General features: G+C 75.6%; 17 protein-coding genes. 6 read left to right on the top strand and 11 right to left on the bottom strand.

From position 1 onward, the window contains the following. Nucleotides 1-4: 4 nt before the first annotated feature. Nucleotides 5-1966 carry a DUF5107 domain-containing protein gene (locus tag ACF1ED_RS00815; RefSeq protein WP_391756213.1) on the bottom strand — a complete coding sequence of 654 codons (1962 nt, stop codon included), beginning with the start codon at nt 1964-1966 and terminating at the stop codon, nt 5-7. Between the two features lie 157 nt (nt 1967-2123). On the opposite strand from ACF1ED_RS00815, the gene ACF1ED_RS00810 reads away from it, so the two are divergent. Beyond that, on the top strand, nt 2124-2459 hold the full coding sequence (locus ACF1ED_RS00810; RefSeq protein WP_391756212.1) for a DUF6204 family protein: 336 nt from the start codon (nt 2124-2126) through the stop codon (nt 2457-2459). Here the strand turns inward: ACF1ED_RS00810 and ACF1ED_RS00805 are convergent. The 3 genes from ACF1ED_RS00805 to ACF1ED_RS00795 all read right to left on the bottom strand — a co-directional run bounded on the left by ACF1ED_RS00805 (nt 2440) and on the right by ACF1ED_RS00795 (nt 3837). Then, the gene (locus ACF1ED_RS00805) at nt 2440-2985 is read right to left on the bottom strand and encodes a GNAT family N-acetyltransferase (protein WP_391756211.1); all 546 of its coding nucleotides are present in this window, start codon (nt 2983-2985) and stop codon (nt 2440-2442) included. The two genes, ACF1ED_RS00810 and ACF1ED_RS00805, sit on opposite strands and share 20 nt — an antisense overlap. Before the next feature lie 241 nt (nt 2986-3226). After that, on the bottom strand, nt 3227-3589 hold the full coding sequence (locus ACF1ED_RS00800; RefSeq protein WP_391756210.1) for a hypothetical protein: 363 nt from the start codon (nt 3587-3589) through the stop codon (nt 3227-3229). After that, nucleotides 3586-3837, bottom strand: coding sequence for a LapA family protein (locus ACF1ED_RS00795; protein ID WP_391756209.1), 252 nt, complete (start codon nt 3835-3837; stop codon nt 3586-3588). Before ACF1ED_RS00795 ends, ACF1ED_RS00800 begins: the two co-directional genes overlap by 4 nt. A 168-nt stretch (nt 3838-4005) precedes the next feature. On the opposite strand from ACF1ED_RS00795, the gene ACF1ED_RS00790 reads away from it, so the two are divergent. The 3 genes from ACF1ED_RS00790 to ACF1ED_RS00780 all read left to right on the top strand — a co-directional run bounded on the left by ACF1ED_RS00790 (nt 4006) and on the right by ACF1ED_RS00780 (nt 6744). Beyond that, nucleotides 4006-4764 carry a GntR family transcriptional regulator gene (locus tag ACF1ED_RS00790; protein ID WP_391756208.1) on the top strand — a complete coding sequence of 253 codons (759 nt, stop codon included), beginning with the start codon at nt 4006-4008 and terminating at the stop codon, nt 4762-4764. Nucleotides 4765-4940: 176 nt separating this feature from the next. Next, nucleotides 4941-6038: an adenosine deaminase gene (locus ACF1ED_RS00785; protein ID WP_391756207.1), complete on the top strand. Its 1098-nt coding sequence runs from the start codon at nt 4941-4943 to the stop codon at nt 6036-6038. A 52-nt stretch (nt 6039-6090) separates the two neighbouring features. Next, nucleotides 6091-6744 carry a GntR family transcriptional regulator gene (locus ACF1ED_RS00780; protein ID WP_391756206.1) on the top strand — a complete coding sequence of 218 codons (654 nt, stop codon included), beginning with the start codon at nt 6091-6093 and terminating at the stop codon, nt 6742-6744. A gap of 193 nt (nt 6745-6937) precedes the next feature. Here ACF1ED_RS00780 and ACF1ED_RS00775 read toward each other — a convergent pair whose 3' ends face one another. The 5 genes from ACF1ED_RS00775 to ACF1ED_RS00755 form a co-directional block, all read right to left on the bottom strand. Then, entirely contained in the window at nt 6938-7876 is a 939-nt protein-coding gene (locus tag ACF1ED_RS00775) for an LD-carboxypeptidase (protein ID WP_391756205.1), read from the bottom strand. Continuing rightward, nucleotides 7873-9870 carry a S9 family peptidase gene (locus ACF1ED_RS00770; RefSeq protein ID WP_391756204.1) on the bottom strand — a complete coding sequence of 666 codons (1998 nt, stop codon included), beginning with the start codon at nt 9868-9870 and terminating at the stop codon, nt 7873-7875. Before ACF1ED_RS00770 ends, ACF1ED_RS00775 begins: the two co-directional genes overlap by 4 nt. 28 nt (nt 9871-9898) lie before the next feature. Continuing rightward, nucleotides 9899-11269 carry a M20/M25/M40 family metallo-hydrolase gene (locus ACF1ED_RS00765; protein WP_391756203.1) on the bottom strand — a complete coding sequence of 457 codons (1371 nt, stop codon included), beginning with the start codon at nt 11267-11269 and terminating at the stop codon, nt 9899-9901. Then, nucleotides 11262-12095, bottom strand: a complete 834-nt coding sequence (locus tag ACF1ED_RS00760; RefSeq protein WP_200427276.1) for a M55 family metallopeptidase — start codon at nt 12093-12095, stop codon at nt 11262-11264. The genes ACF1ED_RS00765 and ACF1ED_RS00760 overlap by 8 nt, the downstream gene beginning before the upstream one ends. A gap of 99 nt (nt 12096-12194) precedes the next feature. Continuing rightward, a complete protein-coding gene (locus ACF1ED_RS00755; protein ID WP_391756202.1) occupies nt 12195-13910 on the bottom strand; it encodes a hypothetical protein in 1716 nt (571 codons plus the stop codon). Nucleotides 13911-14083: 173 nt separating this feature from the next. Between ACF1ED_RS00755 and ACF1ED_RS00750 the strand changes: the two genes are divergently transcribed. Next, the gene (locus ACF1ED_RS00750; RefSeq protein ID WP_391756201.1) at nt 14084-15271 is read left to right on the top strand and encodes a hypothetical protein; all 1188 of its coding nucleotides are present in this window, start codon (nt 14084-14086) and stop codon (nt 15269-15271) included. A gap of 12 nt (nt 15272-15283) precedes the next feature. On the opposite strand, the gene ACF1ED_RS00745 is transcribed toward ACF1ED_RS00750, so the two are convergent. Then, nucleotides 15284-17752, bottom strand: a complete 2469-nt coding sequence (locus ACF1ED_RS00745) for an MFS transporter (protein WP_391756200.1) — start codon at nt 17750-17752, stop codon at nt 15284-15286. A 270-nt stretch (nt 17753-18022) separates the two neighbouring features. After that, on the bottom strand, nt 18023-18466 hold the full coding sequence (locus ACF1ED_RS00740) for an SRPBCC family protein (RefSeq protein WP_391756199.1): 444 nt from the start codon (nt 18464-18466) through the stop codon (nt 18023-18025). A gap of 170 nt (nt 18467-18636) precedes the next feature. Between ACF1ED_RS00740 and ACF1ED_RS00735 the strand changes: the two genes are divergently transcribed. Further along, complete coding sequence (locus ACF1ED_RS00735) at nt 18637-19692, top strand: Rv2578c family radical SAM protein (protein ID WP_391756198.1); 1056 nt, start codon at nt 18637-18639, stop codon at nt 19690-19692. The last annotated feature ends 31 nt before the right edge of the window (nt 19693-19723 follow it).

Here is a 19723-nt window from a genome sequence, read left to right as displayed (position 1 = left end):
GCCCTCAGGGCCGCATCCGGAACTCGTAGGCGGCCGGCAGGGGTTCGTCGGTGAGCCGCGCCCAGAGCTCGCCGAGGGTCTCGGCGCCCTCGCGGAGGTCCGGGACCTCGAAGCCCGCGTCGAAGACGGCGCGGGCCTCGGCCGGCCGCCCTTCGGCGAGGAGGATCCGCGCCTCCAGGAGACGGAAGGCGCCCCGGCCGCGCTCCTCCTCCGGCAGCGCCCGCCACAGCGCGCGGGCCCGTTCGGTCCGGCCGGCCGCGAGCTGGGCGTCGACGGCCTCGCGGGTCAGCGCGGCGGCCGTCGTCGCGGCGGCCGGCCCGTCGACCGTCCCGTCCAGTTCCGCGCACGCCTCGGCGAAGCGGTGGGCGGCCCGCTCGGGATGCCCGTCCTCGCGGTCGGCGACGGCCAGGCAGTACAGCAGCGGCCAGCGCACCGCCGCCCCGGCCAGCCCCCGCTCCCAGCTCCGTACCGCCTGGGCCCGGTCGCCGGCGTGCCACTGGGCCAGACCGAGGTGGTACTCGGTGGACGGATCGGCGGGGGCGGTCTCCAGCATGTCCCGCCAGGCCGGGGCGGTCTGCGGCGGGAACGGCACGTCGCCCTTGGCGGGCGGCGGCAGGACGCCGGTGCGCAGCAGGTCCCGCCAGGGCCGCTGCCCGGCACCGAGGGTCGTCTCCGGGAAGGGGGTGCCGGGGAGGTCGAGCCCGGCCCGCAGCACCTCCAGCGCGCCCCAGCCGGAGCCCGCCGACAGGACCGCGTCCGGCTCCGGGTCGGTGTCGGCGGCCCCCGCGCGCCAGGCGGTGTGCGCGGCGTCGACGGCGGCGCGCGGCAGAACCAGGTCGAGGCTCCGCTCGGCCTCCGCGCGGGCCGCGGCCCAGTCGGCGCCGAGCGCGGCGCCTGGATCGGCGGCCAGCGGCCCGTACGCCTCCAGCCAGCTCAGCTCCGACTCGGGGGCGAGCTCCAGGTGTTCGAGCTGGGTGCGGGCCAGTCCGGCCTGGATCTCGGCGTAGCCCTCGGTGCCCGGCGCGGTGAGCCACTCCTGCCAGCGGCGGCCGCCGGGCCCGGCGCCCCAGACGAAGAGCTTGCGGCCGCGCAGCGGGTCGGTCGAGGTCTGGACGAGACCGGTGCCGTCCTCGTCGAGGGCGGCGATCCAGCGGCGCCGGCCGTCCGGGAGGTCGTAGAACCAGTCGGCCGCGTGGGTGCTCTGCCCGGGCCGGGAGCGGTCCGTGCCGTCCTCCCCCACCGGCACGGGGACCTTGCGCAGGCCGCGCTCGTAGCCGTGGTGCCAGGCGGTGTCGGCGGGGGCGAGCACCCGGCGGCGTTCGGGAACGGCGGTGTTGGACCACCAGTAGACGGGGGCGGGCCGCTCGTGCGGATTGCGGATCCGGACGCCGACGAGGAGGAAGTCGGAGCCCTCCGGCAGCCACAGGTCGACCTGGAAGGGCAGGTCGCGCAGCCGCTCCCACTCCCAGAGCCGGATCATCGGCGTGCCGTCGGGGGCGGGGACGGTCGCCGCGTGCAGCGGGGCGCAGGAGAGGGTGCTGTGGCCGGTGGCGCCGGTGTTCCACTCGATGCCGCCGGAGAACCAGGCGCCGTTGAGGGCGAAGGCGGCGGGCTGGAACACCGGGTTGCGGTAGACGAGTTCACGGCCGGTGGGCTTGTGGCGCAGGGAGTGGATCCGGCCGCCGAGCCCGGGCAGGACGGTGACCCGCAGCCGGTCGTTCTCCAGGACGAGGACGTCGAGGGCGGCCTCCGGGCGCTCCCGGCCGTAGCCGTCGCGGACCGGGGCGGGCAGCAGGCTGCGCAGCGGCGCCCGGCCGATGCCCCGCGCCATCTCGCGCGGCAGCGCGGCCAGCTCCTCGGGGCCGAGGGCGTGCGCCGGTCCGGGGGCGCGCAGGGCGGGCAGCGGGTTGTCCGGGCCGAGCGGGGCCGCCGGGAGGGTGAGCACGGCACGTCGTACGGTCGTCATCCGCCCATGGAACACGCCGGGGCCCGCCCTGAACAGACCGCGTGACCTGGGCTTCGTGCGGCGTTTTATTGCCGCGCGCGGCGGCCGGTCCCCGGCCTAGGGTGGAGGGTCGTCCGCCGCCGGGGCGGGCACCGGGAGCACCACGGGAGTACGAGAGATGGGCACGCCACACACCTACCGGGTCATCGTGCGGGGCACCTTCGACGGGCTGTCGGCCGAGAGCCGGGAGCGGCTGCTCGCCGAGGTGGAGGAGCACGGCCTGGCGGGGATGCGCTTCACCGAGGAGGGTTCGCTCACCTACGACCGGGCGCTGAAGCACTTCTCGTACCGGCTGGTCGTCGCGTCGGACGCCGAGGACGGCGACGAGATGGCCGGGGCGCTCGCCGAGGAGCGGGTGGAGGCGGCGCTGGCCGCCCTCGGGCACGGCTACAAGGGGCTGAAGTCCACGGTGACCGACCTCGACACGATGAAGATCAACCGCAAGGGTCGGTGATCGCCCAGCGCTCGTGGTCCCGCCAGGCCCCGTCGACGAACAGCATGGCGGGCGAGAAGCCCTCCAGGCGGAAGCCGGCCCGGCGGACCAGGGCGCGCGAAGGGCCGTTGCCGGGCTGGATGTTGGCCTCCAGCCGGTGCAGTCCCATCGGGCCGAAGGCGTGCGCCAGGAGGAGGCCGAGCGCCTCCCCCATCAGGCCGCGCCCGGCGGCGTGCGCGAAGGCGCCGTAGCCGAGGGCTGCGCTGCGGAAGGCGCCGTGGACGATGTTGTTGACGGTGAGGAACCCGGCGATCCGGCCCGCCTCCGCCCGCTCGCAGACGAGGAAGCCGGCCCGGGCCGGCTCCTCGATCAGCGCGCCCGCGTAGGCGGCGTAGTGCTCGGCCGTGCGGGGCGGGAACAGCCACGGCCTGTGCAGCGCGACGCTCTCCTCGGCCCGGGCGGTGAACTCCCCCGCGTCGTCGAGGGTGAAGGGGCGCAGACCCACGCGGGGCCCGGCCACGAGGAAGCGGTCGAGATCGTCGGGCATGCGCCCCAGGCTAGCGCCGACGGGGCGCGGGGGCGGGGCGGCACGGGGCACGGCTCCGGGAGCGGGGCGGCACAGGGCACGGCTCCGGGAGCGGGGCGGCACGGGCGGCGGCGGGGTGCGCGCCGGGCGGTACGGCTCCGGGGGCGGGGCGGCACGGCGTACGGCTCCGGGGGCGGTGCGCTGCGGGGTACGGCTCCGGGGCGCGCGCCCCGGGGTACGGCTCCGGGGGCGGTGGTCCCGTTCAGCGGCGGGCGGCCGTCACCCGGACCGGGCAGGGTTCGCCCTTGCGCAGGACGCCGATCACGACCGTGGTGCGGCGGTCGAGGCCGGTGCCGGCGGACGGGTACTGGGTGCAGACCCGCCACCGCGGGGGCCACAGGACCCGCCGGTCCCGGCCGCTCGCGTCGTGGACGTCCAGCCGGGTGCGGTGGTCCAGACGGGTGAAGACCCGCCACAGCCCGCCGCCCCGGAAGTCCGGCATCGGCGGCCACGCGCCGCCCGCCGCCCGCCGGGCCCGGCGGGTGTCCGCGTCCCCGGCCGCGCCGGCCGCCGCCGCGGCGAGGGCCAGCGCCGCGCCCGCCCCGATCAGGGCGCCGCGCTTCACCGGCTCCTCCTCGGGCCCCTCCGGGCCGCGTACCAGCCGCAGAGCGCGCCCAGCACCGCGGTGGCGAGGAGGGCGAGGTAGAGCGGCATCGTCACCTCGGGGATCAGCAGCCGGATCCTGACCTCGCGGGTGTTCTCGAAGATGAAGACGAGCAGGAGGACCGCGACGACGACCATCCCGATCCGTCCGGGGGTGACGGCTCCGAACCTGTCGCCCCGTTTCGTGCCCGCCGTGTCCTTGGGACTCATGCCCGCCCTCTCCTCCGTCGTCCGTCACGGGCGTACCCGTGGGACCAGAATGGGGGGACCGGCACGCCGACGGGACGGTGGACGACTCCGTCCGGGTGACTTGTCAGACAACATGGGGCGGCTACGGTGGTGGCCGGACGACCGGACCAGACGGGAAGAGGAGAGGCCTTGGCGGTCAGCGGGCACCGGCGGCGGCCGGTCGTGGCGCTCTACGAGCGGATCGCGGACGCCGTCCACGACGGCACCTATCCGCCCGGCTCGACCCTCCCCTCCGAGCCGAAGCTCGCCGCCGAGCTGGGCGTGAGCCGGCCCGCCCTGCGCGAGGCGCTGCTGCTCCTCCAGGAGGACGGGCTGCTGACCGTGCGGCGGGGGGTGGGCCGGACCGTGAACGCCCGCCCGCCGCGCCGCGGCTTCGAGCACGTCCAGCCGCTGGAGGAGCTGATCGGCGGCGGCACGGGCCCCCGCGTGCGGGCCCTGCTGCGCACCCTGGAGGAGCCCACCGACTTCACCACCCAGCACCTGCTGGCCCCGGCCCGCGCCGAGCTGCGGTTCTGGGAGTCGGTGCTGGCCGGTGAGGCCGGACCCGCGGCCCTCTGTCACGAGTGGGCGGCGGCGGACGAGGTCCTGGACCGCGTCCACCCCGCCTTCGCCGCCGCACTGCGGGAGTGCGCGCCGGGGACGGCGGGCCCCGCCGCGTCGATGCTCTCGGTCCTGCTCGGAGCCTCGCGGGAGGTCGCCCTGCACGCCCACAGCGGGATCACCGCCACCCTCCTCGGGCGGCGCCGCGGCGAACAGCTGGGCAGGCCCGCGGACACCCCGGCGGTCCTGGTCACCCAGGTCGTCCGGGTCGGGGACACCCCCGTCCTGGCCGCCAAGCACATGCTCCCGACCGGCGCGCCCGCCCTGCCGGTCCTCCAGTCCCGCTGACGGTCCCGCCGAGCCCGCGCCCCCGGCGCCCCGCGCCCCGGGCCGGCGGGCGGGCGGGGCCGGCGGGCGGGCGGGGCCGGCTCCGGACCTCCGCCCTCGGAGCCGTACCGCGCCTCCTGGCTTCCCTCCGGCGTCCGCGCGTCCGCCGGGCGGGTCATGACGTACACTTCCCGGCCATGCACTTGTCTGACAACCCTGCCGCGCCCTCCGCGTCCTCTCGCGCCGCCGTCTCCGACTGGATCCGCCGCGCCCCGAAGGCCGTCCTCCACGACCACCTCGACGGCGGGCTGCGCCCGGCCACCATCGTCGAGCTGGCCCGGGAGTGCGGCTACACCGCGCTGCCCACCGAGGACCCGGCCGAGCTCGCGGTCTGGTTCCGGGACGCCGCCGACTCCGGCTCGCTGGAGCGCTACCTGGAGACCTTCGCCCACACCTGCGCGGTGATGCAGACCCGCGAGGCGCTGGTCCGGATCGCCGCCGAGTGCGCCGAGGACCTGGCGGCGGACGGGGTCGTCTACGCCGAGGTGCGGTACGCCCCCGAGCAGCACCTGGAGGGCGGGCTGAGCCTCGACGAGGTCGTCGAGGCGGTCAACGACGGCTTCCGCGAGGGCGAGCGCCGGGCCGGCGGCCGGATCACCGTCCGCGCGCTGCTCACCGGCATGCGGCACACCGACCGCTCGCTGGAGATCGCGGAGCTGACCGTGGCGCACCGGGACAACGGCGTCGCCGGCTTCGACATCGCCGGCGGCGAGATCGGCAACCCGCCCGCCCGCCACCTGCCCGCCTTCCAGCACCTGAAGCGGGAGAACTGCCACTTCACCATCCACGCGGGCGAGGCCGTCGGCGCCGAGTCGATCCACGAGGCGGTGCAGGTCTGCGGCACCGAGCGGATCGGGCACGGCGTGCGGATCACCGACGACATCGCCGAGGACGGCACGCTGGGCCGGCTGGCCTCCTACGTCCGCGACAACCGGATCGCCTTGGAGGTCTGCCCGACCTCCAACCTCCAGACCGGCGCGGCCAAGGACTACGGCTCGCACCCGATCGACGAGCTGCGCCGCCTCGGCTTCCGCGTCACCCTCAACACCGACAACCGCCTGGTCTCCGGCACCACCATGAGCGAGGAGTTCCAGCACATGGCGGACGCCTTCGGGTACGGCCCCGAGGTCTTCGAGGAGTTCACGGTCGCCGCCCTGGAGGCCGCCTTCCTGCCGCTGCCGGAGCGCCTGCGGCTGATCGAGGACGTCGTGCGTCCGGGGTACGCGGCGCTGTGACCGGCCGGGGAGGGCGGCGGGAGCCGTCCTCCCCGGTGGGAGAATGGCGGCCATGACAGCTGCTGAGGAGTTCAGGCCCGAGTCGGAGCGGATCACGCGCACCCTGCGCGACCAGATCATCGACGGGACCCGGGCCCCCGGCAGCCGGCTGGTGGAGCGGGAGATCGCGGCCGAGCTCGACGTGAGCCGGCTGCCGGTCCGCGACGCGCTGCGGGACCTGGTCAACGAGGGGCTCGTGACGCCCCGGCCTCGCACCTGGGCGGTGGTCAGGGAGTTCACCCCGTCGGACATCACCGACCTCATCGAGGTCCGGTCCGCCCTGGAGGTCCTGGCCTTCCGCCTCGCGGCCCAGCGCCGCACCCGCGCGGGCCTCACCAAGCTGCGCGCCGACCTCGACGCCGAGCAGGCCGCGGCGGGGCGCGGCGACGGCGCGGAGGCGCGCCGGGCGGCGGCCGACTTCCACGAGACGGTCACCGAGCTCGCCGACAACGCCCTGCTGACCGAGCTGGAGGGCACGCTGCGGAGCCGGATGCGCTGGCTGCTCGGCCAGCACGACGACTTCACGGTCGTGGCCGAGGAGCACGAGGAGCTGTTCCGGCGGATCGAGGCGCGGGACGTGGAGGGCGTCGAGGAGCTGGCGCTGCGCCACCTGGAGACGAGCCAGAGCAAGGCGACCGAGCACCGGCGGAGGCTGTCGGCGGAGTAGCCCCCCGGCCACCGCACCGACCGGCCCCGGCCGGTCGGTCGGCCCCGGCCGACCCCTCGCCTCCAACCGGCCCCTCGACCCTGACCGGTCCGTCCGCTCTGGCCGGTCCAGCCGCTCTGGCCGGTCCGTCGAGCCCGGCCGGTCGGTCGGCCCCCGGCCTCATCGGGCCCTCGGCGGAGGCGGGTTCGGTGGGTCAGAGCAGGGCGGGCACGTCGAGGGTGAGGGTGCCGGCGTCGGCGTCGAGCACCGCCGGCAGGCCGAGCGGCACGGTCAGGGCGGTGGGTCCGTGGCCGAAGCCCAGCTCCTCCACGACCGGGACGCCGAGTCCGCCGAGCCGGTCGGCGAGGACCGCCCGCACCTCCTCGTACGGCCCGCACTCCGCCCAGGAGCCGAGGGCGATCCCGGCGACGCCGTCGAGCAGGCCGGAGCGGAGCAGCTGGGTGAGGATCCGGTCGATGCGGTACGGCTCCTCCCCCACGTCCTCCAGGAGGAGCAGCCCGCCGGAGGCGGAGGGGCGGGCGTGCGGGGTGCCGAGCTCGGCGGCGAGGAGGCTGACGCAGCCGCCGAGGGTGATGCCGGCGGCGCGGCCGGGCACGAGCGGCCGGGCGGTGTCGAGGCCGAGGACGCGGACGGTCTCGGGCTCGAAGAGGGTGGCCCGCAGCGACTCCTGGGTGGCGGGGTCGCCGGCGAAGACGGAGACGGCGGTCATGGGGCCGTGGAGGGTGGCGAAGCCGGCGCGGACGGCGAGGGCCTCGTGGAGGGCGGTGACGTCGCTGTAGCCGACGAACGCCTTGGGCCCGGCGGCCCGGATCGCGGTCCAGTCGAGGAGGTCGGCCATGCGCTGGGCGCCGTAGCCGCCCCGGGCGCAGAGCACCCCGGCGACGGAGGGGTCGCACCAGGCCTCGGTGAGGTCGCGGGCGCGGTCCCGGTCGGTGCCGGCGAGGTGGCCGATCTCCGGGTGGACGTCGAGGACGTGCGGGGCGACGACCGGTTCCAGTCCCCAGCCGCGGAGCACGGCGAGTCCGGCGTCGAGCGCGGGCCCGGGCACCGGGCCGCAGGGGGCGACGACGGCGACCCGGTCGCCCGGCCGCAGCCGGGCGGGCCGGGCGAGTTCCGGTACGGAGGCGGTCACGCGCGCAGCTCCAGCTCCGGCACGTCGGGCCGGTCGAATCCGAAGACCCGGGCGTAGAGGGCGAGTTCGGCCTCCAGGGCGCGGATCATGGTGTCGGCGTGCCGGAAGCCGTGGCCCTCGCCGGGGAAGGCGAGGTAGGCGTGGGGGACGCCCCGGCCGGCGACGCGGGTGAGGAGGCGCTCGGCCTGGGCGGGCGGGCAGATGACGTCGTCGAGGCCCTGGAGGAGGAGGAAGGGGGCGGTGATCCGGTCGACGTGCGCGATCGGGGAGCGCTCAGCGTACAGCTCGGGCACCTCGTCGAGGGGGCCGACGAGCCCGTCGAGGTAGCGGGACTCGAAGTCGTGGGTCTCGTCGACGAAGCCCGTGAGGTCGAGGACGGGGTAGATGATCGTGCCGCAGGCGTAGACGTCGGTGCGGACGAGGGAGGCGGCGCTGGTCCAGCCGCCGGCGCTGCCGCCGCGGATCGCGAGGCGGGCGGGGTCGGCGGTGCCCTCGGCGGCGAGGGCGGTGGCGACGGCGGCGCAGTCCTCGACGTCGACGACGCCCCACTGGCCGCGGAGCCGCTCGCGGTAGGCGCGGCCGTAGCCGGTGGAGCCGCCGTAGTTGACCTCGGCGACGCCGATGCCGCGCGAGGTGAAGTAGGCGGTCTCCAGGTCGAGGACGAGCGGGGAGTGGCCGGTGGGGCCGCCGTGGGCGCGGATGACGTAGGGCGGGAGCGCTCCGGTGGGTCCGGTGAAGCCGGGGTTGCGGGGCGGGTACACGTGGGCGTGGATCTCCCGGCCGCCGGGTCCGGTGAAGGTGCGGGTGACGGGTTCGGGGTAGTGGGCGGGGTCGACGGGGTCGGTGTGCGGGGAGCCGACGACGCGGGTGCGTCCGGTGCGGGTGTCGAGCTCGACGATCTCGTGGTGGCGGTGGGGCCCGGCGGCGACGCCGAGGACGCGGGTGCCGTGGACGGCGAGGGTGGAGCTCCAGGTGGTCCAGGGGCCGGGGGCGTCGACGAGGGCGCCGGTGTCGGGGTCGAGGATCCCGAGGACGGCGTCGCCGCGGCCGTGCAGGACGGCGATCGGGCCGGTCTCCAGGGCCTGGAACCAGGTGAGTCCGGTCTGCCAGAGGGGCCCGGCGAACTCCTCCTCGCGGGGGCAGAGCGCCCGGGCCGGGCCGAGGGTGCCGTCGGCGGCGACCTCGGCCCGGTAGAGGTTCCACCAGCCGGTGCGGTCGCTGGCGAGCAGGAGCCGGCCGGCCGCGTCCCAGTCGGCCTGCGGCACCGACTCCTCCGGGCCGCCGGCGACCGTCCTGGCGTCCTTGAGGGTGCCTTCGGCGGTGATGTCGGCGAGGACGGCCTCGGTGCCGTCCCAGGGCATCCGGGGGTGGTCCCAGCCGAGCCAGACGGCGCGTCGTCCGTCCGGCGAGATCCGGGGGCCGGTGACGAAGCGGTGCCGTCCGTCGGAGAGTTCGCGCACGGCGGACCGGTCCTCGGCGGCGGAGCCGTCGAGCGGGACGGCGGCGAGGACCCGGCGGACGTCGGTGGGCGCGGGTCCGGTGAACTCCTCCAGGACGCACCAGACCTCGCCCCGGCCGGGCAGGAGCACCGGGTCGGCCCAGCGCAGCCCGCCGCCCACCCCGGAGACGGGGGTGAGCGGCCGGGGGGCCGTGCCGGGCGCGGCGTCGGGCTCGTGGACGTAGAGCCGCTGGTCGGGGAAGTGACAGAAGACCAGCAGGGGTCCGCCCTCGGGCCGTTCGACGGCGGCCCAGGGGCGGCCGCCGTACTCGATGACCCGGTTCCGCACGTTCCACGGCGGGGGCAGCGGGGTCTCCTCCGTGCCGTCGGCGCGCCGCCGGACCAGGGTCCGCCGGCCGCCTTCGGTGGGGCGGGGCGCGGTCCACCACACCTCGTCGCCGACGGTGGCCAGGTAGGCGGGCCGTCCGTCGTTGGCCGCCGCGAGCGCGGCTCCGACGGGTGACGTCCAGCTGCCGTGGGCTGCCTCGTTCTGCATCGTCGCTCCCCCGGGTTCCGGTTCGGTCCTACGCGGTCTTCAGGTAGTGGTCGAGCACCCGCACGCCGAAGTGCAGGGCCTCGGCCGGGACGCGTTCGTCGACGCCGTGGAACATCGCCCCGTAGTCCATGCCCGGGGGCAGCTTCACCGGCGAGAAGCCGTAGCCGGTGATGCCGAGCCGGGAGAACTGCTTGGCGTCGGTGCCGCCGGACATGGTGAAGGGCAGGGCGTGCGCGCCGGGGTCGAAGCGCTCGACGGCGGCGCGCAGCTTCGCGAAGGTCGGGGCGTCGACGGGTGCTTCGAGCGGCACCTCGCGGTGGTGGAACTCCCAGTCGACGTCCGGTCCGGTGAGCTGGTCCATGGTGGCGGCGAACTCGTCCTCGGTGCCGGGCAGCATCCGTCCGTCGACGTAGGCCACGGCCTGGCCGGGGATGACGTTGCACTTGTATCCGGCCTGGAGCATCGTCGGGTTGGCGCTGTTGCGGACGGTGGCCTCGACGAGGGCGGCGGCCGGTCCGAGCTTGTCGAGCAGGAGCGGCACGTCGAGGTCGGGGGCGTGGGTGTCCACCTCGATGCCGTGGAGCGCGGCCAGTTCGGTGAGGGCGGCGCGGACGGTGGCGGTGAGCCGGACGGGCCAGGTGTGGGCGCCGATGCGGGCGACGGCGGCGGCGAGGCGGGTGACCGCGTTGGCCTCGTTGACCTTGGAGCCGTGGCCGGCCCGGCCGTGCGCGGTGAGCTTGAGCCAGGCGGTGCCCCGCTCGCCGGCCCCGATGGGGTACAGCGTCAGGCCGGGGTGGGGGTGGAAGCTGAAGGCCCCGGACTCGCTGATGCCCTCGGTGCAGCCCTCGAAGAGGCCGGCGTGCCGGTCGGCGAGGAAGCCGGAGCCGTCGTCCGCGCTGTCCTCCTCGTCGGCCGTGTAGGCGAGGACGATGTCGCGGCGCGGCCGGACGCCCTGGCGGGCCCAGGAGCGGGCGACGGCGAGGACCATCGCGTCCATGTTCTTCATGTCGACGGCGCCGCGGCCCCAGACGATCCCGTCGCGGACCTCGCCGGAGAAGGGGTGGACGGTCCACTCGGCCGGGTCGGCGGGGACGACGTCCAGGTGGCCGTGGACGAGCAGCGCCGGGGCGGTGGGGTCGGTGCCGGCGATGCGGGCGACCACGTTGGTCCGGCCGGGGGTGCGTTCCAGCAGGGTCGGTTCGAGGCCCGCGTCGGCGAGCCGCTCGGCGACGTACTCGGCGGCGGGCCGCTCGCGGCAGTCGCCGCCGCCGCGGTTGCCGGTGTCGATGCGGATCAGGTCGGAGGTGAAGGCGACGACCTCGTCGAGCGCCTTCGCGTCCGGCCCCGCGGGGGACGTGTCCGCGGGGGACGTGGCCGCGGGGGACGTGCTGCTAGCCATACTGCTCCTCCACTGCGGCCGACACGATCGTCGTGACCGCTTTGAACGTGCGGATCGCCTCGTACATCGTCGCGCTGGTGTACGCGACGCGCCGCTCGCCGCTCCGCGCCACGCCGGGAACCACCGTGGCGGCGGCGCCCAGGTGCTCGGCGTCGAACTCGACCTGGACGGTGTGGGGTCCGGCGTGGACCGGTTCGTGGCGGACGGCGAGGGCGACGGCCTCGCGGGCGGCGGCCCGGATGTCGGCCGCGGTGCGGGCCGGGGTCCGGCACACGGCCGCGTACCGCGAGACGTGGTCCTTGACGGCGACCTTGAGCGCCTCGGGGGCGTAGTCGAGGGCGTCCTCGCAGGTCAGGTCGTCGCCGGTGACGAGGACGACGGGCACGCCGTACTCGGCGACCACGTGCGCGTTGAGCACCCCCTCGCTCGCGCGCAGGCCGTTCAGCCAGACGCCGGTGATCGAGTTGGCGAGGTAGGTGTGGGCGAGGACGCCCTCGGCGCCGGCGCCGGTGTGGTAGCCGACGAAGGCGATCCCGTCGACGTCGCCGTGCTGGACGCCCTCGACCATCGACAGCGACTTGTGCCGGCCGGTGAGCATCTGGACCCGGTCGTCGAGCCGTTCCAGGAGCAGGTTCCGCATGGTCCAGTGCGCCTCGTTCACCAGCACCTCGTCGGCGCCGCCGTCGAGGAAGCCGAGCGCCGCCGCGTTCACGTCCGAGGTGAACATCGGACGGCAGCGCTCCCACTGGGGCGTGCCGGGGAGCACGTCGGCGGGCCAGGTGACGCCGGTGGCCCCCTCCATGTCGGCGCTGATGAGGATCTTCATGACTGGCACCGTACGCGCCGTCCGGCGGCCGTACCACCCCTGTGGATAACTGTCGTTGGAGTGGACCGGTGGCGCCCCGGGAGGGGCGCCGCCGGTGGCCTAGAGGCGTTCCGCGAAGGTCCGCGGATCCGTCTCCGACATGCGGCGCAGCGCCTCGGCGGCGCGTTCCGCGGGCGGCCTCCCGTCGTCGGGCAGGTACCACGAGTAGGCGTGGCGCCGTTCGCCGGAGCCGTCCGGGGGCGGCCCCGTCATGGTGACGACGGTGGTGTCGGGATCGCGGAAGAAGGTGCTGGTCCATTCGTGCCGGAGGCCCCAGCGGGTGAGGAGTCCCGGCCGGTCGCGGAGTCCGGCGGTGATCAGCCGGGCGGTGTGCCGGGCCGGCCAGGTCCAGTCGTGGTCGTGCTCCGCCCGGGCGACCTCGGCGTCGTAGGCGTCGGCGTCGAAGCGGTACGCGGGGAGCTCCGGCAGCCGGCCGGGCCGCCGCCAGTCGCTCCACACCACGTGCGGGCCCTCACGGCGGACGGTGGCGTACAGGGCCCCGCAGCACGCCTCGGCGCAGGAGGTGACGCCGAGTCGCACGGCCCGGGGTTCGGCGCCGGCCCGCAGGGAGCCCGAGTCGAGGAGGTCTTCGGGGGTGCCGCCCCGCCCCTGCGGAAAGGCCCCGGGCAGGATCGGGCGCCCGTCGACCAGGAGCCGGGTCTCCACGGGGTCCGGCTCGGCGGGGTCGGCGACGGCGACCTCGATCCGCAGCCCGGGCGCGGGGGCCCGGCCCGCCGTCTCGCGGAGGTGCCGGGCGGTGCGCCGGATCCAGTCGGCGCGCCGTCCCTCCGTCCCGGGTTCGCGGACGGCGTCCAGGAGCTGTCCGAGGACCTTCTCGCGCCGTCCCGGCGGCCAGTCGAGCAGGTGGGAGGGGCCGCTGTGGAGTTCCTGGGCGAGGGTGAGCAGCCGGGCCTGGTGGCCGGGTTCCGGGGGCAGCAGGTGGGCCCGTCCGGCCACCGCCTCGTAGAGGGCGGTGCCGTCGGCGTGGTCGAGGATCTCGATGGCGTGGTCGCCCTGGGCGACCGTCCGGGCGAGGAGCAGCAGGGCCTGGGCGAGGAGCGCCGTGTCCTCGGGTGCCCGGTCGAGGAGGTCCACGAGGCCGGTGGCCTCGGCGGTGCGCCGGGCGTGGTCGGGCGCCATGCGCCGGTCGCGCGGGGCGAGCCCCCGGAGCCGTTCCCGTACGAGGGCGCGGTCCCCCGCGGCGACGGCCTCGACGAGCCCGCGCGCTTCGTCGCTCGCGGTGAAGTGGGTCAGCCACAGGAGTGCCGCGGCCGGGCGGTCCAGGCGGTCGAGGACCTCGATGGCGTACCGGAAGACGCCGTCGAGGTGCCCGAGGGCGCGCAGGTACGGGAGGTCCTCGGGCTCGCCCAGCCGGACGAGCAGGCCGAGTCCCGCGACCACGCCGTGGACGGTCGTCCCGGTGCGGACCAGTCTCCGGGCCAGGGCGCGGGCGGCGGGCGGGTCGCCGTGGTCGAGGGCGGCGGCGGTGGGGAAGACGAGCTGTTCGCGGACGCGGGTGGCGACGAGCGCGCGTTCGGTCTCGGCGGCGGCACGGTCCGTGCCGGGCTCGGCCAGCCGGGACAGCAGGAGCCGGGTGACGGTCTGGCGGGCCTCCTCGTACGGCGGGCGGGGTCCCGCGCCGTGCGGTGGCCGTGCCGTGTCGGGGAGGGGGTGGCCGCCGCGCGGCGGCGGGGTGCCGGGAGCGGCGGCGCCGACGCCCAGGGCGTACGCGTGGAGGGAGGGCGCGGGCGCGGGCCGCGCGTGCGGGGCGGTCACCGGGCGGGGCGGGTCTCGATTCCGTGGATCATGGAGGCATCCTGCCCGGCGGTCCTCCCGGACGCCATCCCTTTCCCGGACGGTCCGACTTCGCAATCGGGCCAAACATCGACAAGCGGTATGTATAGGCTGTCGGCCGCAGTTGTCCCGCCCGACCGACCGGAGTGTTCTCGGTGACCATCGCCCTCGATCCGTCCGACACCACCCCCGACGCCACCCCCGCCTCCACCCCTTCCCCCTCTCCCTCCCCCGCCGAGCCGGAGGAGGGCTTCTGGGTCCCCGGGGCTCCGGCGGCCGGGGCCGCGGCCCCGGAGGAGTCCGATGAGCCCGGGGCCCCGGAGGAGCTGACCGCCGACCCCGCCGACCACGACCCGGTGGTCGTCCGGGACGCCCAGGACTTCGGGGTCTACGCCCGGACCGGCGGCTGGACCTTCGCGCTGAAGGTGGCGCGCAGCGTGCGGCCCGGCGGGCAGCCGGCCGAGGGCGCGGCGGCGCGGAAGGTGTCGGCGCGGGCGTTCGCGGCGCTGGCGGGGTGCTCGGCGGAGCGCGTGATGCGCCACTACAAGGCGTGGGACATGGCGGCGGACGACGGCCTGGTGCCGCAGTTCGAGGTGCTGGAGCCGGGCGTGGACATCGAGCTGCCGGACGCGGACGCCTGGCTGTCGTACTACGCCTCGCGCAACAGCGCGTCCTCGGTGCGCGGTCAGGCGATCAGCGCGGCGGCGGAGGCGGAGGGCATCCGGCCGACGAAGGCGCTGGAGGTGGCGGAGAACCCGACGGCGCTGCGGGCCGCGATCCTCGCCGATCCGGGGACGGCCGAGGCGGCGCGCGGGGCGCTGCTCGACCGGATGAAGGAGGACCCGGCGCTCCAGACGGAGATGGCCCGGGCCTTCGCCCGCACCGACGACCTGAAGAAGGCGGTGGCGAGCGAGGCGAAGGTCGCGGACCGGGTCGGCTACGTCCGCCAGATCGTGGAGAGCGGCCAGGTCAGGACGCCCGCCGGGCAGACGGTGGAGGCGCCGGCCGCGGTGCGCGCGGAGGCCGAGCGGCACCTGTCGCTGATCGACGAGCTGGACGACTCGGAGGAGGCCGGCGAGTGGGCCGGCGAGGCGTACGAGTCGGTGCGGGGCCTGGTCGCCAAGGCCGTCGAGGAGGACCCGGCGCTGCGGGTCCAGGAGCGCAGGACCCGCTTCTACAGCTCCCTCCAGAAGGCCACGAAGGTCTTCGAGGAGCTGACCCTCGACGAGGTGTTGGAGGAGGAGATCTACGAGGAGGACATGCTCCAGCGCCTCGAAGCCCTCCAGGAGGCGATCGGCAGCTGCATCAGCGCCCTGCGCAAGGCGGCGCCGACCGCCTCCTGAACCGGGCCGCCGTCAGTCCGCGTGGCCGAGCTGGAGGTCGCGTTCGGTGCGGCCGCCGCCGGCCACCTGGAGGACGGTGGCGACGGGCGGGTACCCGGCGGCGATGACCGTGTACTCGCCGGAGGAGAGGTCGACGAAGCGGAAGGTGCCGTCGGGGCCGGTGGTGAGGGTGTCGACGACGTTCCCGGCCGCGTCGAGCAGGGTCACGCGGGCGTCCTCCACCGGACGGCCGCCGCCCGCCCTGACCGTGCCCCGGAGGACCGCGCCGCCCGCCAGCTCGATGTCCTGGCGGGTCTCGCGGGAGGACTGGACGCTGACCGGGACGGCGGCGGGCCGGAAGGCGGGGGCGCTGGCGGCGAGGGTGTACTCGCCCGCGACCAGCTCGGTGATCACGTAGCCGCCCTCGCGTCCGCTGCGGGTGGAGGCGACGACCTCGCCGCGGACGTCGGTGAGGGTGACGGCGGCGTCCCGGACGGGGGTGCCGTCGGCGGTGACGACGCTGCCCGCGAGGCGGCCCGCGCCGCCGAGGACGACGTCGAGCTCGACGGGCCGGTCGCCGACGGTGACGGAGACGGCCTGCGGCTGGTGCCCGCCGGCGGCGGCGATGAGCACGTACGCGCCGCCGCCGGGCACGCTGAGCGCGTACCGGCCGTCCTCGCCGCTGGCGCCGCGGCCGATCTGGCGCCCTCCGACGTCGATGAGGGTGAGCGCGGCGCGCGGCACGCGGCTGCCGTCGTGGTGCTGGACGGTGCCGCAGACGGGCAGGCCGCCGTGGTGCGGGGCGGCGGGCGCGGGGGCGGGGGTCGCGTGGCGGGCGTGCGGCACGGCCTGGGCGGTGGTGTCGTAGGCGGTGTCGTACGGGATGTCGGTGGCCTCGGGGGCGGGGGTGTGGTGGGACACCAGCGGTTGCTCCTTGAGGAAGAAGGCGAGGACGAGGCCGAGCACGAGGACCGGCACGAGGTAGAGGAAGATGCGCGGCATGGCGTCCGCGTAGGCCTGGACGTAGAGGTCGCGCAGGGCGGGCGGCAGGGCGTGCACCGACTGCGGGGTGATGGCCTCGGCGGGCGGCGGGGCCGCTCCCTGGGCGCCCGCTCCCTGGAGGGCGGGGAGCCGGTCGGCGAGGGCGTCGTCGAGGCGGGCGGCGAAGAGGGTGCCGAAGATCGCGGCGCCGACGCTGCCGCCGATCTGGCGGAAGTAGTTGTGGGCGCTGGTGGCGGTGCCGAGGTCGGCGGGGCGGACGGAGTTCTGCACGGCGAGGATCAGCACGGGCATGATCAGGCCGATGCCGGTGCCGAGGACGGCCTGCCAGAGGCTGTGGGTGAGGCGGGGCGTGCCGATGTCCATGCGGGAGAGCAGCGCCATGCCGAGGACGGCGAGGGCGGCGCCGATCACCGGGTAGGCCTTGTAGCGGCCGGTGCGGCTGATGAGCTGGCCGGAGACGACGGAGGCGATGACGATGCCGCCCATGAGCGGGAGCATCAGGAGCCCGGACTCGGTGGCGCTGGCGCCCTCGACCATCTGGAGGAAGCTCGGCAGGTAGCTGGCGGCGCCGAAGAGGGCGATGCCGACGACGGCGCCGACGAGCGCGGTGACGGTGAAGACGGAGTCGCGGAACAGCCGCAGGGGGATGAGGGGTTCGGGCGCGAAGTGCTCGACCACCAGGAAGAGCAGGGTGGTTCCGGCGGCGCCGCAGCCGAGGCCGATGATGACCCGGTCGTCCCAGTCGTACTCCGTCCCGCCCCAACTGGTCAGCAGGACCAGGCAGGTGGAGGCGGCGGCGAGGAGCAGGGTGCCGAGGACGTCGAAGCGGGCGCGGACCTTCGGCTTGGGCAGCTTGAGGACGACGGCGACGACGGCGAGGGTGACGAGCCCGAAGGGGACGTTGAAGTAGAAGCACCAGCGCCAGGAGACGTGGTCGGTGAAGAAGCCGCCGAGGAGCGGTCCGGCGACGGAGGCGAGACCGAAGGCGGCGCCGATCAGGCCCATGTAGCGGCCGCGTTCGCGGGGCGGGACGATGTCGGCGATGATCGCCTGGACGCCGATCATCAGGCCGCCGGCGCCGACGCCCTGGAGGGCGCGGAAGGCGATGAGCTGGTCCATCGTCCGTGACCAGCCGGCGAGTCCGGAACCGATGACGAAGACCACGATGGCGAAGAGGAAGACGCTCTTGCGGCCGAGGAGGTCGCCGAGCTTGCCGTAGACGGGCAGGCCGATGGTGGAGGTCAGCAGGTAGGCGGTGATCGCCCAGGACATCCGGTCCAGGCCCTGGAGTTCGCCGACGATCTTCGGCAGGGCGGTGGCGACGATCATCTGCTCCAGCGCGGCGAGGAGCAGCGCGAGCATCAGGCCGAGGAAGACGAGCCGGACCCGACGGGGGTCGAGCGGGGTCTCGGCCGGGGGCGGCGGGGGTCCGGCGGGCGGGACGTCACCGGGGAGCGCCGCGGCTCCCCCGGCCTCTTTCACCAGCGTGATCGCACCCACGTACGGCTCCCCTCGTCACGGCGTCGCCCCGGCTCGTGAGCGGCCTGGGGGACGGGCCATTCTTCGCATCGGGCGCGAAGCGGGAGCAAGTCGGGCGGGGCGGGCGGGAGGTGGCCGACGGGTGGCCGGGTGGGGGCGAACGACGGGGCGCGAGGGGGTACTTGCGGCGCTCATCAGCGCGTTTGCGGAACTCCCCGCGCCCCCTCGGCACTTCGGGCGCCGGTACGGGGGCGGCGGGGAATCCACTCGAATCGGTGAACGCCCGGGGCGTTACTTCTCGGTCTCGGCCGCGAGGTTGGCGAGCACGGCGTCGTAGATCCGGGCGAGGCCCTTGGGGGCGAAGGTCCGCTCGAAGAAGCCGCCGATGCCGCCGGCGCCGTTCCAGACGGTGGTGACGACGGCGCGCGACCTGCCGTCGCCGGCCGGGGTCACGGTCCAGGTGGTGACCATGGAGGAGTTGCGGTCCTTCTCGACGAGCTGCCCGTCGGTGGGCTCGGTGACCTCCAGCAGGCAGTCGCGGACGCGCTTGCTGGTGGCCTGGAGCTTCCAGTGGACGAGGGTGCCCTCGCCGTCGCCGCCCTCGCGGACCTCGTACTCGCTGAAGTGCTCGGGGAGCAGCTTCGCGCGCGCGCCGCTGTAGTCGGCCAGCGTGTCGAACACCGTCTCCGCGTCCGCCGCGATGATCCGTTCCGTCGTGGCCTCGACCTGCGCCATCGCATTTCCTCCAGCTCATGGTTCTTCGGGGTGTCTCGGGGCTGCGGACCAAGCGAACCACGAGCCCCACGGGGCGCGAAATCCGGGTTGCGACGATCAAGAGAACAGTTGTTCTATTCTGGGGTCCACGGGAATCGAACGTACGAACGAAGCCGATCGAGGAGGCGCCCATGCGCTGGGACCATCTGGGCGAGACCCCCTCCGCGCCCGCCGACATCGCCCTCTTCGGCACGGACGCGGTCACCACCCGCACCTTCGACACGCCCGAGTTCCGCGGCATCACCTTCCACGAGGTCCGCGCCCGCTCCATCCTCAACCGGGTCCCCGGCGCCTCCCGGATGCCCTTCGAGTGGACGGTCAACCCCTACCGCGGCTGCACGCACGCGTGCGTCTACTGTTTCGCCCGCAGGAGCCACGCCTACCTCGACCTCGACACCGGCCTCGGCTTCGACTCCCAGATCGTGGTCAAGGTCAACGCCCCCGAGCTGCTCGCCCGCCAGCTCGCCTCGCCCCGCTGGCAGGGCGCCCACATCGCCATGGGCACCAACGTCGACTGCTACCAGCGGGCCGAGGGCCGGTACCGCCTCATGCCCGGCATCCTCACCGCGCTGCGCGACCGGGCGAACCCCTTCTCCCTCCTCACCAAGGGCACCCTGATCCTGCGCGACCTGGAGCTGCTGACCCAGGCGGCCGAGGTCACCGAGGTCGGCGTCTCCGTCTCGGTCGGCTTCACCGACGAGGAGCTGTGGCGCACCGTCGAGCCCGGCACGCCCTCCCCGCACCGCCGCCTGGACGTGGTCCGCACCCTGGGCGAGCACGGCATCGGCTGCGGGGTCCTCATGGCACCGGTCGTGCCCTTCCTCGGCGACTCCCCCGAGCAGCTGCGCGCCACCGTCCGGGCCGTCGCCGAGGCCGGCGCCGTCTCCGTCACCCCGCTCGTCCTCCACCTGCGGCCCGGCGCCCGCGAGTGGTTCACGAGCTGGCTCGCCCGCCACCACCCCCACCTCGTCGGCCGCTACGAGCGGATGTACGCCGGCGGGGCCTACGCGCCCACCTGGTACCAGCGGCGGATCACCCGTCAGGTCCACGAACTGGCCGCCGAGTTCGGCATCGGACCGGCCCGCCGGGACGCCCCGCGCCAGAACCCGCGCCGCGCGGCCGGTCCCGCCCCCGGCCCGGCCCCGGCCCCGCGGCCGGGCGACGCGGAGCAGCTCACCCTCCTCTGAGCCCGCCGACACGCCGGGAAGTCACCTGACA

This window comes from Streptomyces sp. NPDC014656 (genome assembly GCF_043084305.1).
Taxonomy (GTDB): Bacteria; Actinomycetota; Actinomycetes; order Streptomycetales; family Streptomycetaceae; genus Streptomyces.
Note: the sequence above shows the minus strand (reverse complement) of the source record. Positions and strands in the feature narration are given on the sequence as shown.